Annotated in this window: 15 protein-coding genes and 1 other RNA gene; 8 read left to right on the top strand and 8 right to left on the bottom strand. The window is 38.4% G+C overall.

Features of this window, described 5'->3' with window-relative positions:
* Nucleotides 1-21: 21 nt before the first annotated feature.
* Nucleotides 22-480, bottom strand: coding sequence for a division/cell wall cluster transcriptional repressor MraZ (gene mraZ / locus H5162_RS11690; RefSeq protein WP_145236856.1), 459 nt, complete (start codon nucleotides 478-480; stop codon nucleotides 22-24).
* A gap of 506 nt (nucleotides 481-986) precedes the next feature.
* Between mraZ and H5162_RS11685 the strand changes: the two genes are divergently transcribed.
* The 7 genes from H5162_RS11685 (at nucleotide 987) to H5162_RS11655 (ending at nucleotide 8415) form a co-directional block, all read left to right on the top strand.
* A complete protein-coding gene (locus H5162_RS11685) occupies nucleotides 987-1331 on the top strand; it encodes a DUF883 domain-containing protein (protein WP_182731648.1) in 345 nt (114 codons plus the stop codon).
* A 6-nt stretch (nucleotides 1332-1337) separates the two neighbouring features.
* Entirely contained in the window at nucleotides 1338-1787 is a 450-nt protein-coding gene (locus H5162_RS11680) for a hypothetical protein (RefSeq protein WP_182778589.1), read from the top strand.
* On the top strand, nucleotides 1787-2044 hold the full coding sequence (locus H5162_RS11675; protein ID WP_182731650.1) for a hypothetical protein: 258 nt from the start codon (nucleotides 1787-1789) through the stop codon (nucleotides 2042-2044). The genes H5162_RS11680 and H5162_RS11675 overlap by 1 nt, the downstream gene beginning before the upstream one ends.
* 120 nt (nucleotides 2045-2164) lie before the next feature.
* On the top strand, nucleotides 2165-5278 hold the full coding sequence (locus tag H5162_RS11670; protein ID WP_259398215.1) for an EAL domain-containing protein: 3114 nt from the start codon (nucleotides 2165-2167) through the stop codon (nucleotides 5276-5278).
* A 109-nt stretch (nucleotides 5279-5387) separates the two neighbouring features.
* Nucleotides 5388-6056: a YoaK family protein gene (locus H5162_RS11665; RefSeq protein ID WP_182731652.1), complete on the top strand. Its 669-nt coding sequence runs from the start codon at nucleotides 5388-5390 to the stop codon at nucleotides 6054-6056.
* Nucleotides 6057-6209: 153 nt separating this feature from the next.
* The gene (locus H5162_RS11660) at nucleotides 6210-6839 is read left to right on the top strand and encodes a response regulator transcription factor (protein WP_149980610.1); all 630 of its coding nucleotides are present in this window, start codon (nucleotides 6210-6212) and stop codon (nucleotides 6837-6839) included.
* The gene (locus tag H5162_RS11655) at nucleotides 6826-8415 is read left to right on the top strand and encodes an MASE1 domain-containing protein (RefSeq protein ID WP_182778587.1); all 1590 of its coding nucleotides are present in this window, start codon (nucleotides 6826-6828) and stop codon (nucleotides 8413-8415) included. The genes H5162_RS11660 and H5162_RS11655 overlap by 14 nt, the downstream gene beginning before the upstream one ends.
* On the opposite strand, the gene H5162_RS11650 is transcribed toward H5162_RS11655, so the two are convergent.
* The 7 genes from H5162_RS11650 to rsmI all read right to left on the bottom strand — a co-directional run bounded on the left by H5162_RS11650 (nucleotide 8412) and on the right by rsmI (nucleotide 14572).
* Nucleotides 8412-8954: a hypothetical protein gene (locus tag H5162_RS11650; protein WP_182731654.1), complete on the bottom strand. Its 543-nt coding sequence runs from the start codon at nucleotides 8952-8954 to the stop codon at nucleotides 8412-8414. The two genes, H5162_RS11655 and H5162_RS11650, sit on opposite strands and share 4 nt — an antisense overlap.
* A 411-nt stretch (nucleotides 8955-9365) precedes the next feature.
* On the bottom strand, nucleotides 9366-10478 hold the full coding sequence (locus tag H5162_RS11645; protein ID WP_182778585.1) for an ankyrin repeat domain-containing protein: 1113 nt from the start codon (nucleotides 10476-10478) through the stop codon (nucleotides 9366-9368).
* Nucleotides 10479-10726: 248 nt separating this feature from the next.
* Nucleotides 10727-11848: an ankyrin repeat domain-containing protein gene (locus H5162_RS11640; protein WP_182778583.1), complete on the bottom strand. Its 1122-nt coding sequence runs from the start codon at nucleotides 11846-11848 to the stop codon at nucleotides 10727-10729.
* An 83-nt stretch (nucleotides 11849-11931) separates the two neighbouring features.
* Complete coding sequence (locus H5162_RS11635) at nucleotides 11932-12330, bottom strand: hypothetical protein (protein ID WP_182778582.1); 399 nt, start codon at nucleotides 12328-12330, stop codon at nucleotides 11932-11934.
* Nucleotides 12331-12624: 294 nt separating this feature from the next.
* Nucleotides 12625-12882 carry an ATP-binding domain-containing protein gene (locus H5162_RS21560; protein WP_409076814.1) on the bottom strand — a complete coding sequence of 86 codons (258 nt, stop codon included), beginning with the start codon at nucleotides 12880-12882 and terminating at the stop codon, nucleotides 12625-12627.
* A gap of 424 nt (nucleotides 12883-13306) precedes the next feature.
* Nucleotides 13307-13671, bottom strand: an RNA gene (gene rnpB, locus H5162_RS11625) — RNase P RNA component class A.
* Nucleotides 13672-13714: 43 nt separating this feature from the next.
* Nucleotides 13715-14572, bottom strand: coding sequence for a 16S rRNA (cytidine(1402)-2'-O)-methyltransferase (gene rsmI / locus H5162_RS11620; protein ID WP_149980608.1), 858 nt, complete (start codon nucleotides 14570-14572; stop codon nucleotides 13715-13717).
* A 61-nt stretch (nucleotides 14573-14633) separates the two neighbouring features.
* Between rsmI and H5162_RS11615 the strand changes: the two genes are divergently transcribed.
* On the top strand, nucleotides 14634-16511 hold the full coding sequence (locus H5162_RS11615) for a penicillin-binding protein activator (protein WP_182731660.1): 1878 nt from the start codon (nucleotides 14634-14636) through the stop codon (nucleotides 16509-16511).
* The last annotated feature ends 27 nt before the right edge of the window (nucleotides 16512-16538 follow it).

Below are 16538 nucleotides of genomic sequence, written 5' to 3'. Positions count from 1 at the left end.
GTTTGCCTTTTTATTGTGTGATCAGAGCGAAAAATTATCTAAGTCTGGGGTCGATTCAAACTCACCGAGTCGTTCAATTTCGGTGTCTTGGCGCATTTGTTCATGCCAACGCTCTTCATCCCAGATCTCAAATTTATTCATCAAACCGACCAACATGATTTTTTTGCCTAAATCAGCATGAGACCGTAACGACGGTGCCAGCAATATTCGACCATTTTTATCTAATTGGTATTCTGTTGCATTACCTAACAACATCCTTTGCATGCGTCGAGCGCGTGGATTCATATTGGAAATTTTAGCTAAGCGATCTTCTATATCCTGCCATTGCGCCAATGGATATAACCACAAGCAAGGCTCGTTCAGTGCGACAGTACAGATCACCGTCCCCTGATCTTCAGACAACAACGAGTCTCGGTACTTAGTAGGTACCGCAAATCGTCCTTTATCATCCAAACTCAGTGAACTCGCACCACGGAACATAAAAAGCCTACTCTAAAAGTTTGTAATTAATCTGTTTTGATTAATTTGATCCAATTTGATCCACTAAATACCACTTTTTACCACAGTGCTCCAGTTTAGGGCTTGACAAGCTATTTTGTCAAGTCAGCAAAAACCTATAATGGCGTGTTAAAGCCAGAAAAAATAAGGCCTAGCGCAAAGCTACTGAATTACGTGGGAAAAAGTGGATAACTACAAAAAAAATATTTTATTCTGAGATAAAACAAAATAAACAGACTTAAATGATTAATGAATAATCAATGAACAGTTACAAAATATTAGTAGCGAATTACTGCTTAATAGATCTTGTAAAATTTACGCGATCTTTTTGCAATAGTTACTTAAAACGCTGTTATTTCAAACAAACCAATTCGAAAAATAAAAAGTAAAACATTGATTTATAAGTAATTAAATAAGATTGTAGAAGTGGTACGAAGGCTGCAACAAGTATTACACAATTTAGTTTTAATATTTAAGGAACGATTACTATGACTACTTCAACATCGAGTTCTAATTCAGCTGCAAAAACCAGTAAAAAAGTTGATGACATCGCTGCTCACACTGAATCGCCATTAACAGATAAAGCAACCTCAGCGGCTCATCTTGCTGTTGATTCGCTGTCTTCTAAGGCTGCAACAGCAGAGCAAAATATTCGCCATGGTGCTTCAAGCTCAGCTGAAACTCTGACTGAAAAGCAAAAAATTGCGCGTGAAAAACTGTCTGAATACAGTGGTAAAACTCGTCAATTAGCCGCTGAAAATCCGCTTGCTACAGCTGGTATTGCGTTTGCAGCCGGTATGCTAGTAACTGCACTATTTCGCCGTAGCAAGTAAGCGATTATGCAACCACATACCGATCCTAAAGATAAACAGCATCAAGCCGCTGATCCTGCACCGCAAAGTGCTGATCAGTGGCAAGATCATCTTGCTAAATTGTCTCAATACGGTGAACAGCTTTATCAGGACTATCGCCAACAGGCAGGTATTTGTAAAGAATTAGCGAGTGCCGAGTGGCGACTATCAACCCGCTCTTTGGCATTGACTATTATTTTACTGGTAAGTTTTGCCGGTGGCTTAGTATTGTTGTGGGCCGGTTTGCTGATCACACTTGGCTTTGCGATTTTTGCCTTTAGTCAATCAATATGGTTCAGTGCTGTGTGTCTAATTGGCTTACAATTGCTTTGTTTGATGTGGCTGTGGAAAAATATTGGTTATATAAGCAGTAAAATTAGCTTTGATAAAACTGCGCACAGCATTAAACAATTACTCAATATAAATAGGGGTGAATAATGCTAATTGATTATTTTATTAAGAAACCAAATCATAAAGTTCGTCACTTAAGTCAAAAAATGAATAGCATCAATGCGTTAAAACAGCAACATCATCAAGCTTTCAATTACCGACTTAAACGCTTTGCAGTATCGAATGTCGGTATTGCCAGTGCCTTTACGGCAGGTGCAGGCTTTCAAGCGCTAAATAGTCATAACCAAAATTCATCCAAAAAAATAAAGCTAAGTCAATTTAGCTGGTTATTACGTTTACTATAATAATGAGGTTTACGTAGCGCAATCATACTCTTTTGCGTAGTTGCTCTATTATTTATTAGAGAAAGTATAAATAACCTTTTATTATATATGGTTATTTTCAACTTAATTGGCTACAATTTTATGCCAAAGCCCAGTATGAAGAGTATTGTTATTTTTTCCTCATCGTTACAACACCGACTTTATCGTTTATTTATCTTACTGAGCTTACCAGGTATTTTGGTGATCTTATTTAGCCTTTGGCATGCCAAAGAAACTGCGCGCCAAGAGAGTCGGCTGCAGGCTTTAACTGTTGCCGAACAGCTTATGGATCAGCAAACTGAGCTACTCAAAAAAATTAAAACATTTACTATTCAGCTTGCGGATTTAAAAGACTTTGCCGCGCCACTACAAACCGGCTGCCCTTATTACCTAACTAAAATACAAGAACTTCAACCTGAAATTGCGAATATTGGCATCGTCAATATGCAAGGCGACGCAGTGTGTATATTACAAGGACGCAAAGAAAATATTAATATTGCCGATCGTGAATACTTTAAAAATGCTTTGGCAACTAAAAGTTTTGCCATTGGCTATTTTCAAAAAGATCGCAGTATCAATACCTTCAGTTTCAATTTTGCTTATCCACTTATTGATCAACAGCAACAAGTATATGGGGCGGTAGTAACGGTTGTCACATTAGATTGGTGGAGCCAGATACTTGCCAACTCTCATTTACCCGAAGATGCCATTGCTGTTATAACCGACAACAACGGTCGCATTATTGCAAATTACCCTAACGATCCATCGCTGTTTGGCGAAAATATTAACGCCTATGGATTTAGCTCTGAACTACCTATGCTCAATAGCACAATTGAATTGCAAGGTATTAATCACATTTTACACAGTAAAACCATGTATACCGATGAAACTAAAAATAGCCTGAACGTCTATGTTGTCATGCCATTTAATAACGCAATTCAAGCTGCCAACCAACTATTTTTTATCACATTAGCTGCATTCACATTGATGATTATTGGCCTGTCTATATTTGCTCATAGCCAATTAAAGCGCAACGTATTAACGCCCATAGCGCAACTCACACTGACGATTAAAGAGCTTGCGCAAGGGTTATTACCAAAACAGTTTTCTTTAAATAGCCCAGAGCTGAATACTCTCTATCAACATTTTAAAGCGATGGCGCAAACACGTCTGACGGCAGAAGCGAGTGTCAAACGCCAACATGACGAACTAAGTAGTTTATTAAACGCCTTGCCTGATACCTATATTCGGATCAATGTTCACGGTGATGTACTGAACTTAGGCGGACAAATTTCACAGTTAAATTTACCAGTGTGTACGCGTTCAAAGTTACATCTTCGCGAGCTACTTGGTGAAGAAAAAAGTAAACAGTTACTTAGGAATTTACCCTGTAAAAATAAAACTAGTCAATTTGAGTTAATAATCAATAACAGCGAAGTCGAGCAAGTATTTGAAGCGCGGATCAGTGCCAAGCTTAATAGCAACGAGTACACCATCGTATTGCAAGATATTAGCCAGCGAAAGAACGCTGAAAAAGCCTCTCATCTGGCCTCATTGGTCTACTCAAATAGCAGTGAAGGAATGGCTATTACCGATCCAAACGGCGTTATCTTAGATGTTAACCCAGCTTTTTGTGAAGTAACTCAATACAGTAAAAAAGAAATACTGGGCAATACCACCGCTATCTTAGCTTCAGGCAAACACAGCAAAGCGTTTTATCATGAAATGTGGCTACAGTTACAAAAAACGGGTCGTTGGCAAGGTGAAATAATTAACCGTCGTAAAGATGGCGAGTTATTCACTGAATGGCTTACTATCGATACTGTATACAATGAACATTCTGAAGCGCAGCGCAGAGTCGCGATCTTTACCGATATTACTGCTAAAAAAGCAGCAGAAGATCTGATATGGCATCAAACTCACTATGATCATTTAACCAATCTACCTAATCGAATTGAGCTTAAAGAACGCTTAAATCAGCGCCTCAACAACAGCTTAAATCCTAATGAGCCACTGGTGATCATGCTACTTGATCTTGATCATTTCAAAGACATAAATGACACCTTAGGCCATTTTTATGGTGACGAATTACTTAAGTTGATCGCAATTCGTTTGCAACAAGAAATTGTTGATATTGAGTTTATTGCACGTATTGGTGGCGACGAATTTGTCATTGTGCATGCCAAGCTAGTCACTGAAGAACACATTAAAAAAGTAGCCAACGATATCCTCAATGCCATGACAAAAGCATTTATACTCGAAGGCGAAGAACTACACATAGCAACCAGCATCGGCATCGCTATTGCACCAATCGATGGCGATAGCTCAGAGCTGTTATTAAAAGCCGCCGACCAAGCCATGTATAAAGCCAAACAAAATGGTCGTAACTGTTTTGAGTTTTTCAATCACAACTTACGTGAGCAAGCACAAGCGCGTATGGATTTACTCAAAAACATGCGCTATGGCATTGAACAAAAACAATTTGATCTTTATTACCAAGCAATCGTTAACCTAGATTCTGGGCACATTCATAAAGCAGAAGCACTATTGCGCTGGCGCCACCCGACACGCGGCGTAATTAGTCCCGCAGAGTTTATACCTCTGGCCGAAGAGTCTAGATATATCAATCCATTAGGACAATTTGTATTTACTCGCGCATTACAAACGCTAACGATTTTACGAGCGCAGGTTGATGCCAACTTTCAACTTAGTATTAATGTCTCGCCGGTACAATTTAGCTGCCTTGATAGCGGTATTGATCTGTGGCCAGCCTTACTAAAAGCCGCCAATTTACCACCGAGTGCAATTGTTAGCGAGATCACCGAAGGGTTAATGATCGCACCAGAGCAACTCACTCAACAACGTCTGAAAGCGCTGGTAAAATCCGGTATGGAACTCGCTTTAGATGACTTTGGCACCGGCTATTCATCGCTTGCCTACTTGCAACAAATGGACGCAGATTATTTAAAAATTGATAAATGTTTTGTTGATAACATTCAAGCCGACAATCAAGATCTCGCGTTATGCAAAGCAATTATCACTATGGCACATCAATTTGGTTTAAAAGTGATTGCCGAAGGCATTGAAACACCAGAGCAGCAGCAATTATTACTTGGTATAGGGTGTGATTATGGCCAAGGCTATTTGTTTGCAAAGCCATTACCCGAACAGGAATTTTTAGCACTGGTAAGCAACCAATCCACAACAGCTACCTAAATATTGCTGATCCAGCACAAACTATGCACAGAAAACTTAGCTAGCTATTGTTTAATAAATAACGAACTGATAGGTTACCAAACAGATTTTATTAAATTAACTGTTAGCCGTGATTTCAAAATTGCCTCGTTGGGTAGAATATGGATCGTTTTTACTTGCGCTTGTTGCTGGGCTTGTTAATTCGATAGGGTTACTAGGCTTCAAACATCAATCAATTTCACATCTATCAGGCACTGCAACACTCCTTGGCACAAGCCTTGTTACCTCCCACGTTACTGATGTATTACACCTAGCTCTTATCCTACTGAGTTTTTTAGCTGGTGCGGCGATCTCCGGCGCTTTTTTGCAAAGTGGTGCATTAAAACTCGGCCATAACTACAGCAGCTTGCTGTTATTTGAAGCCATTCTGTTAGCAAGCTCAGTGTATTTTTTATCGAATGACTCTGTAAACGGGCACTATTTAGCATCTGCAGCCTGCGGCTTACAAAACGCGTTAGCCACCACTTACAGCGGCGCAGTTATTCGCACCACCCATGTTACCGGTATCTTTACTGATCTAGGGCTAATGCTTGGCGCTAAATTAAGAGGCGAACCCTTTGATAAACGCAAAGCACTGTTGTTTTTACTGATCATCTCAGGATTCATTTGCGGTGGCACATTAGGTGCTTATGCATTCCAGTTTTATAAATTTAATGCCCTCTTTATCCCCGCCACCATCTGTCTAGTATTAGCCGTTAGCTACTCAGTGTTTAAAGCGATTAATAGTAACAAAACTTAGCCCTTTGCACGGTTAACACCTCTTTTGCAATACATCATTGCTACAAACCTACATTAACGTTCATCTTAAGAATCGACAGGTAATTTCACTAGGAATAATTCTTAGACATAATAAATTGATTTAGATGTATAATTCCTGAAAATGGAGGGATTTATGCGGATTGGAATCATTGAAGATCATCAGTTAGTTCGAGATAGTTTTAAAAAACTACTTGAGCTCGAGTTAAACTGGCAAGTAACAATTGAAGCTTGCTCAGTGAACGAAGCAAAGTTAGCAGTAAATATTGACCAGCCAGATGTCTTTATCGTTGATATTTCAATGCACGAAGGTGAGACTGGCCTGACTTTTCTATCATACTTAAATGAGCATTACCCAGAAATAAAAACCATTGTAGCTTCTATGCATGACCATGAACCGTACGTCAGCAATGCAATACAACTTGGGGCGCTTGGTTATGTGTCAAAGCGCTCAGCTTCAGACGCTATGATTGATGCGGTAAAAACAGTAATGCGCGGCCATCGCTACATCAGTGAAGACGTTAACTTCAACTACACCTGTGTTTCTGATAAAAAAGACCTTTTAACAAATAGAGAAATAGAGGCTCTACCACTTTTTGCCAAAGGCTTAAATGCCAAACAGGTTGCTCAACAGCTCGGCATGATGCCGAAAACCGCTCACGTACATAAAACAAATATTTGTAATAAACTAAACGCAACAACTTCATTTGAACTATTAAAAGTTGCCATTGATATCGGGGTTATTCAACTTAATGAGTTGGCCTAGGCTTATCACTGCCACACCTTCCACTACAAACATAGTACTAGGGGCAGCTAAGCAATGCGCGGTTTGCGTTGCTTACTTAATCGCGCTGTGTGCCTCTACATGGGTTAGTAACCATCTAGAAACCGTCCCACAAAGTAGTGCTATATTTCTCCCTGCAGGTATTAAACTGGCTTTTGTTATTATGTTCCCAACACGCTATTGGCCAATAATATGGTTAGCATCACGACTCTATGCAGCGTATTTAGGTTCTTTTTATACCCAGCAATGGCATTTAAATTTATTACATGGTGCGTGGCAAGAGGCTATCTATTTAGCCATTGTCTTCGCTTTTAAGCATAGCCGTTGGCCACCAACGATAAAAGATAGTAAAGGTGTGCTTTCGCTTATTTTACTAGCAAGCTTAGCGGCAGCATCAAAATGGTTTTTGTTTGCCAGCTCTTTTGAGTTCACAACTTGGTTAGAAGGTAAACAACTACTGCAATATCAGTTAAATATGACTTTAGGTGATTTGACTGGCAGCTTGTTTATCACACCTTTTATTATTTTGTGTGCTAACAGTTATCACCGAGCCTTTAGCCTAGAGGGTGGAGTTAAACTAATTATCACAGTCACTGTTTTTACCCTATTAATGCTGTCGATTTATCTGCTTCGCCCTGATATCTACTCACTATTACGCTTGGCTTCCCTACTACCAATTATTTGGTTTTCATATCACTTTGGTATTACAGGCGCTATATTTGGCGCAGCAGCAGCAAATGGCTTAATAATATTAGAAGCAAGCATCACACAAGATGCAACTAATACTTATATTAGCCAATTGTTTATTCTGACCAATGCCGCAACGAGTTTATTACTCGGTGCGGCAGCAGCAGAGCTGCGACAAAAAAATAATATGCTAACACTGACAAACATTGAACTTAGGGCGCAATTAGAAAAAAACCAACAACTGGCTATCAAAATGGTGAATGTACAAGAAAGTGAGAGGAAGCATTTATCACAAGAGCTTCATGATGAATTAGGGCAAAACCTGACTGCATTTAAAACCGATCTTGCCGTTTTAACCAGTATGACGGATCAAAGCGTCAGCGCGATTGTGACTACGTTAAAACAAAATGCTAATTCAATGTATGATTCAGTCTATCACCTGATGCATTATCTGCGTCCGCGTGAGCTTGATGAATTAGGCTTAGCAAAAGCACTTTCACAAGGGAAGTTTAAAAGCTTGATGCATAAAGAAAAAGTTAGGTATATAACACATTTATGCTTAAACGAAGCAATTAGAGATGAACATCAAATTGCGATCTATCGAATTTGCCAAGAAGCAATCACCAATTGCATCAAGCACAGCTGCGCATCTGAGTTGGTAATTAGTTTAGATTCCAACTCAGATCTGATCACGTTAATTATTCAGGATAATGGTAATGTCGCGACAACCGCCTCACATTCTGGTGGTTATGGTCTCGCTTTCATTGATGAACGCGTGACTGCTCTTGGCGGCCAATGCTCATTCTCAAACGAGCAAGGCTTCACCATTAATGCAACATTCCCCATATCAGCTGATGAACAAGTCCGCTAGCGAATATAAACTTGCTTGGAATAAAACTTTTTCCTTACCTGTATCGCCTCATTATCGTTAGCAGGTACTTGCACTTCAGCTTGATTACCGACTAACTGTAATAGCAATCCTTGAGCAATTTCCTTATCCCCGACTTTTGATTTTATAACCACTTTTTTGCCAATAGCACCTTGCAGCCGAGGCTTAGGAAAAGTGACTTTATTGATTGGCTTTAAGCCTTCATAATTAGTGAAAAGATTAACGCAGTGCTGTTTTGCCGCAAGTATCAAATCGTCTTTAGACTTCACAATATCGACATTATTCAAAAAGTGAATAAGTGCACTATTACGCCGATCAAACTCACTGGACACATCCTGTATATTAAGCGCTGATGCCCATTTACGGAGCACTAAATATTTTCCTAGTTTGATCCGCGTCAAGCTGGTTGATGCCCCAGTCATCTTGCTATACCACTCGATGCGGTAGCATGATGAACCTAAGCTATGTAATAGCACCGTTGTATTGCCAAACTCCCTTGTACTGCCCTCGATCACGCTCATTCTAATTCCCTAAACTAGCAATAAAGCAATAGGTTAGGCGCTAATGAAAGAGGTTAATATCATCGTTTTTCTTATTACGACTAAGAAAATGGCTTATAGCATTTGTGCCTAGTTTGGATTTAGAGCGTATATTTCAAGCACAAAAAAGCCCGCAGCGTTAACTGCGGGCTTTTTTATTGAATGAGTGAGTCAGCCTATAAGCTGCAAGATAAAAACAGGGTTTTACATATAAAACAATATGTTATAAAATCATTCGATTTTGATTAAGTACCAATTTCGCACACTTTTTGGCACAGTTCCAGTAAAAATATAAACTTCTTCTAGCTTCTTCATATTAAATAAGACTAAACCTTGATTCAAAACTTCATTTTCAGCTTGTAATTTTGTACATCTCAGTTGTGCAGAATCAAATCAATTATTGCACGCATTTTTAACTGCATCATTTATATCTGTAGAAGTATAGCCAAATCCATTGGTGTAGTTAGTTATGGAAAAGTCATATTCCTCAGCTCTTATATATACGTTCCTTCCATGTTTACAACTAAACTCATAATTTCCTACGCTCCCTGTATTCCATTTTCTAATTAACTTACTATTGTTAGTATTTGAACTTTCTAACAAATACCGAGATGCATTATTTTTGTACATTTTCGCAAAGTCAACTGAACTTTTGCCGTATATATTTTTTATATTTGGATTAGCATTGTAGGACAGATAAAGCTTTGCGAACTTGAGTCCACTTGATTCATCCATCATAGAAAGGTGTAATGCTGTTATACCTTTCGCAACTGTCTGCTGGTTGACGTTAATACCATTTTTAAGTAAGAACTTAGTCATACTATAATTGCCATAAGCTAAATGAAGTAATCCTTCCCCAGAATTAGGTACGTAATTTATATTGGCGCCATTTAACAGTAATTTTTTTGATTCTTCTATATCCCCTAATCCGACGGCTTTATATAATTGCTCATCCCCCCCTTTTTTTTCGGAGATAAGTAATTTTACAACTTCTTTCTTTGAAACATTTTCTGATTTACAAATGGCCATGTAAGCATCTATTAAAAGTAGTAATTCGTCTGCTGTTTTCTTGTTATTAACCTGCAACCTGAGGTCTTCTAAATGATGCTTCCAATCCTTATCGTAGTTTTCGTGATAAGGAGTGCTTGTTGAAGTTAAGCAGTTATTTTCTTTACACCTTACTAACAGGGTATTTGGAAATGATTCATCATCGGGGTCTAATGTAAAATTCGCTTTATATAAGTTAATTTCAGTTTGTATTGAATGTTTTTTGAGCATAAGGTCTTCTCTAATGTCTTCTCTAATCCCCATCCCTAAATATTCATAAACAACTGCATTACAAGCTGTTCCATCAAAAACCGCTTTTTGGGCTGTAGAGAATGATTCATGTTCAAAAATTTCATTCATTCTATTTGCAACACTTTCTAACTTTATTCCACTTGGTGCTAAACCTACAGGTGAACATCCTAAAAGAACAATGCAAAACAATGATAACTTAAATTTCATAAATCCTGCCTCTAAAAATATTTTCAAAAAATATCAAATCAGTAAGTAAAAATAATAATGTTTCAACTATTTCAGCTTGAACTATCTCCAACTTATCGTGTAAACAATAAAATGATAATTTTTTCAGTTCACTGCAATCTTTATGAGCACCATAAAAAGTTTTAATACAGATAAACAAATTACTTTATTACAATGCAGTTTGGTTGTTATTTAGAACAACAAAACTGAACCATGGCTTTTGTTATGCGCTAATAGCATTGAAGTACCTTGCCCATTGCAAAAACTCTAAGCCATAGGTTACTCCCATTACATTGATAGCAGGCATCGATAACATTTTGTGGTGCCTTTAAACCTACACAACCATTTCTACTCTCTTCTTCACAAAGATATGATAAACCAGTATTGTCATTCCCTGCTAAATTGTCGCATTGCCTATTAATGGCGTAATAAGCATTTAAGCCTTTTTTACCCATTGCAAAAACTGTATCTTCATTTTTCATACAAGCACTCCAAGCTCCAAATTCACCTGATAAATTTGAACATTTATCGCTCAGGTTTGAACTTGAGTTACTTTTTGAAGAACGCGTCTTGACTTTTGTAATAGGCTCTAACAGTTCTACTACTTGACTGTACCCCATTCTTTTTGCTGCTAAATAAGCATTTTCAGAATTAGTCTCACGTATGTTAGGGTCAGCTCCATTATTTAGTAATAGTTTTACAATATTAAAATGGCCATGAACTGCTGCATATTGTAATAAAGTTTGCTGATTTTCGTTATCTTTCCTATTTACATCAAAGTTGTACTCAACATATTGTTTAACTTTATCTAAGTTACCATTTTGAATATGATAAAAAACCCCCTCGTAAGACGCTAGATACTTTCTATGATTAATCTCAACGGTACGTTCGTGTCGGTTTGAAAAAGAGTAGTCAGAAAGGAAGTTTTTGTATTGCTCTGTCAAGCTTTGGCTAACACGTAACTTAGAACCATTTATATCAAATTTGAGAATTTGAGCTTTTGAAAGTATTTTTCTAACCGGTAGCAGAGAATGGAAATCAAAGTCTTTTTTGTTGAACTTTCTAGTATTCAGCTTGTATAAATCACTACTGGATAATTTTAAAAGTATATTTTTATAAATTCCTTCATGCCATATTGCTAAACATACCGCGTTACCGCCTTGTATAGCATGTTTTTTCAAAATCTCATATATGGTTTCAGTAAGTAGCCAGTATATCTTATCATTATCGTTAACAAATTTATTTTCAAAATCTGCTGGAGATATGCTATTGAAAAGTAATGTGCATTCTTGGAGTTTATTGTAGTAAATAGAAAACCCTTCTTTATCTATCAGCTCCAATGTTGGGTGCACTGTATTTAAAGCTTTTCTTTCATAACAAAACGAGTCGAACGATATAAAAAAAAGAAATAAAAGGGAAAATACTCTCATTGTATTTACTTAATATTAAACAATGGAAAACCTTCTAGCTTGAAGTCCCATATCCAATACTTTTTCTGCTCTTCAAATCGCTTACCATTTATTTCATAAATACTAAACTGGTAAAAATCATATTCCCCATCCTTAACCTTTTTATGTATGTTCACCTTCATTGACATTTTATTTGTCATATTATTCATGAGATGGCAACCATAATTTTCTTTGAGCACAGTTGCACTCATGTCTAACTTTTCTGAGTTACCCTCAACAACTAACTGAAGTAAGACTGGAAAAAATTTTTTGCTTCTCTCTGCATCCGGACATGCTAAACCCAAGCCAGTCAAATCAGCTTTATCTGAGGCATTAGCAAAGATACTAAAAGTCATTAGTAGTAGAATAGAAAATACTTTGATCATTTCATTTATCCCTATGTATATTTACAAAAACCCCTGTTTATTTATCACCCATTAAAGATGGAAAATACTAACAAGTCAATACCAAAAAACCTTTAAATTTACTTTTCATTAACTTAAACAGCTAAGCGCTTAAATTTAACATCAGCATTTTTAATAGCCTTATTGATGCTCTCTAATACGAGCCCACATTCTAAATATATAAAATCATGAGAATATGGGTAGGGGCTAAATGATTTCAATTTATAAAGATAAGCATGCCAAAGGTAAAGATATCTTTAAGGGTAGGAATATATATTAGCTATCACTAACAACCTTGAACAAACCTTCCTGGTTACATAACTCGTCAAGTAAATAGTCTCTCGTTGGAGCATCACTGTATATTATTTTTCCAGAAAGTGACTTACAAATAATAAGCTTATCACTGGCTCTAGTGAGTGCAACGTACATCAACCGTAAGTGATCATCTTTAGTATCTAGCTTCGAATTCCAGAACCTAGGATCAATAACATACCCTACTAGGCACTCAAGTCCCTTAGCAGCGTGTATTGTCATTACAGCTTTTTTAAAATTAGGTGCTCGTACTTTCTTATAAGTTTTAAACGCCTGAGTCAGGTGTTTAATTACTTTGCCCATAACAACATTATAATGCAGGTTTAGCGCCAAATGAATCTGAGGTTAGATACCAAGATTCTAAAGCTGTGGCCAAATTTTATTGACCCCTACAACCAAACCAACTAGTGATACTCTCGGCCGCTGTTATTTCATATAAAATATGTTTTGGACTTATTCTGCTTACCCTAAAAAGCCAAGCTAAATTAAACATTTGCGTTCTTAATTTTAAGTCGTTGTGTTTGATTTTAAGTGCTAGGAAATGATGTGTTAATCGACTTAATTGAAAGATCACTTCCTCTGATCTGATAGCTTGTTTCAAGCACAAAAAAGCCCGCAGCGTTAACTGCGGGCTTTTTTATTGAATGAGTGAGTCAGCCGTATAAGCCGGGTTCTGTCCTTTCCGAAGAAAGTGATAATCATTCGTCTAGGCCATAAATCGCTCTATGGCTCAAGCAACCTACCCGGTTCCAACGTGGGCCACGCCATAAGGAACCCTATTTGGTCTTGCTCCGGGTGGAGTTTACCTTGCAACCAACTATTGCTAGTGGCCCGGTGCGCTCTTACCGCACCCTTTCACCCTTACCAATCCGAAGATTGGCGGTCTCCTCTCTGCTGCACTTGTCGTAGGCTCACGCCCCCCAGCCGTTAGCTGGCACCCTGCCCTATGGAGCCCGGACTTTCCTCCCCCTGCGCATTTTCGTTGCAGGCAGCGATCATCTTGGCTGACTCGGCGCGCAGTATACCTGAGCTGGATTGTATGTGCAGTAAAGATTTAGCCTTTTTCGTCAATAATTGTTTTATAAAGGGCATTTTTCTTCATGCCAAAATAATCGGCCACTATACCGCAGGCTTTTTTCATTGGCATTTCATTCTCAAGTAACGCCAACATTTTACGTGCTTCTGGCGGAATATCATCAACCTGCTTTGGATTACCAGGCAACATTAGCACTATTTCGCCGCGCTGTTTGGTTGGATCGTCGGTTAAAAACTGTTTAAGTTCACTTACTGTGCCATTAAAAAATGTTTCAAAGGTTTTGGTCAACTCTTTAGCAAACACCACTTGTTGCTCACTACCAAGCGCTATCTCCAAGTCATCTAAACTTGCCATGATGCGATGAGTACTTTCGTACATAATGCTGGTTATATTGGAATTAACCGCTTCAATAAAAAAGTCTTGGCGAGCTTTGCTTTTTGCTGGGGTAAAACCAATAAACTGAAAACGATCTGTTGGTAAACCTGAACAACATACAGCTGTTATGGCGGCGCATGCTCCTGGTATGGGTGTGACATGTGCGCCCTGCTCTCGGCATAAATTAACAACCGCATAACCAGGGTCACTAATTAGCGGTGTGCCTGCATCCGAAACTAATGCTATATTTAAACCTTGATTAAGTTGATCAATAATTTGTTGCGCTTTTTGCTTTTCATTATGGTCGTGCAAAGCAAAGGTTTTAGCTTTAATACCAAAGTGACTAAGCAACTTACCGGTATGGCGCGTGTCTTCAGCAGCGATTAAGTCAACTTGCGATAAAGTCGCGATTGCACGCTGACTTAAGTCGTCATAATTGCCGATTGGGGTGGCTACAATGTAAAGAGTGCCGATTTTCTGTGAATTCTCCTCATTTAACATTGAGGTCTCCTGCGTCAGTCAGTAATATAAGCAAATCGCGTTAACGTATTGGGAAATCATTGTGCGACTTAAACTTGTTAGTCTATTAATCATATTGTCAGGGTTATCGGCCTGTAGTACAACCGAAAAACCGACTAAAACCAGTGAAAACCTCAGTTCAGCTAATAGCGCATCACAAATTCAAGCGACTGACGCACAATCTATGTACCAACTAGCCTTAAATCGCCTAGGCGCTGACAAAATCCAACTTCTTTATAGTGCGCGTGATGCTGCGATTGTAGAGCAACAATGGCCACTGTTAGAGCAAATTAGTACTGAATTAGAACGCACACCTAGCGTAGACCAAGTGCAAAATAAACTCTATACCGCTTTTGCGCAAATGCAACAAAACAAGAATACCCTCGCACTTGAGATGCTAGCCAGTTTAGACAGCCAATTGACTCAACCGGAGCATTTTGCTTGGCATCAATATTTAACCGCCAGTATTTACGCATCACAAAATTTACCAAAACAAGCGATGCCATATTTTTTTCGCGCTTCTGAAACCGCAAGTAAAAAGAACTTAACGATCCCACAATTAAATAGTGCGTTATGGCAGAACCTTCAGCAGCTTTCATCTTATGCCCTTGAACGCTTTAACCGCGGCTCAGTGATACAGCAAGGTTGGGTAAATTTAGCTTTATATCATAAAGTTTACTTAGGTGCCCCTGTAGAACTTGACCAAGCAATTAATAATTGGCAGCGCCGTTATTCAGGCCATCCGGCAATCGCGGTATTACCAAAAAAGGCTGCGGATCTAATTACTGCTGAGCCACTGAATATTGAACGTTTAGTTGTTTTATTACCCCAATCAGGTGCTAATGAACGCCTAGGTGATGCCTTAAAAGCTGGCGTGTTAGCAGCACTAGATAACTCATCTATTGATGAAACCATTTTTATTGATGAAATGCTTAGCTCTGCTGAGCTTTCTGCAAAATTACTCGAAATTAAACCAAACTTTATAATTGGGCCGTTACTCAAAGCGAACATTGATAAGCTAGTTGCAAGCAAAGCATTACAAGATTACCCAGTTTTGCACTTAAATACCTTTGATGGTGAGCGCCAGTCTCCACAGCATTACTTCTTTGCGCTTAATCCTGAACACGAAATACAGCAAGCACTTGAGCACTTTTTAACGGTTGGTTATCAAAAACCTATGCTGCTTGCGCCAAATAATAGTTCAGGCCAGCGCTTAGTGGATTTATTCAACCGACAATGGCAACGCTATAGTGAAACCACACCAGAAGTTGGTCTTTATAATGATAAAAAAGATATGCCAACCACCATTATTAACCTGTTAGAAGTTGATAAATCAAAAGAACGTATTGCGACCGTTAAGTCATTATTTAAACAAGAAGTAGAAAGCGAAACCCGCTCTCGTCGTGATATTGATGTTATTTATATTCTCGGTGATGCTATCGAAACTCGCTTGATTAAACCTTATTTAGATGTAAATGTGAGTACCTTTGCTGATCGCATTCCTCTGTATGCCAGCTCAAAAAGTCATAGCAAGCAAATCGATAGCACCGATAAAGGCGATCTCGATGGTTTGTATTTTACCGAGTTACCATGGATGCTCAGTGGACAAGTCAAAGATCATGCCTTGCGTCAGCAATATAACTCGCTGTGGCCAGAACAGGCTGATATAAGTCAGCGTTTATTTGCGATGGCCTATGATTCGGTTGCTATGTTAAGTAGTATCACACAATTGAGTATGCTGCCCGGTAAGCGGTTTAATGGCTTAACCGGTCAATTAAGCATTACCAGTGATGGGCAAATAAATCGCCAACTTAATTGGGCGCAATACAAAAATAGACAAATCCAGGCGGTGCAGCTAGCAACATCAGCACCGTTACCGTTATTTATGCAATCAGCTACCAGCCGGTCAAACAGTGAGTAGCTAAAAGCAATATAAAACAAGGATGTT

Origin of the sequence: Pseudoalteromonas sp. SR41-8 (assembly GCF_014163915.1) — a bacterium.
In the GTDB taxonomy this organism is placed as follows: domain Bacteria; phylum Pseudomonadota; class Gammaproteobacteria; order Enterobacterales; family Alteromonadaceae; genus Pseudoalteromonas; species Pseudoalteromonas rhizosphaerae.
The sequence above is the reverse complement of the archived record's forward strand: the minus strand, read 5'-3'. Positions and strand labels throughout refer to the sequence as shown.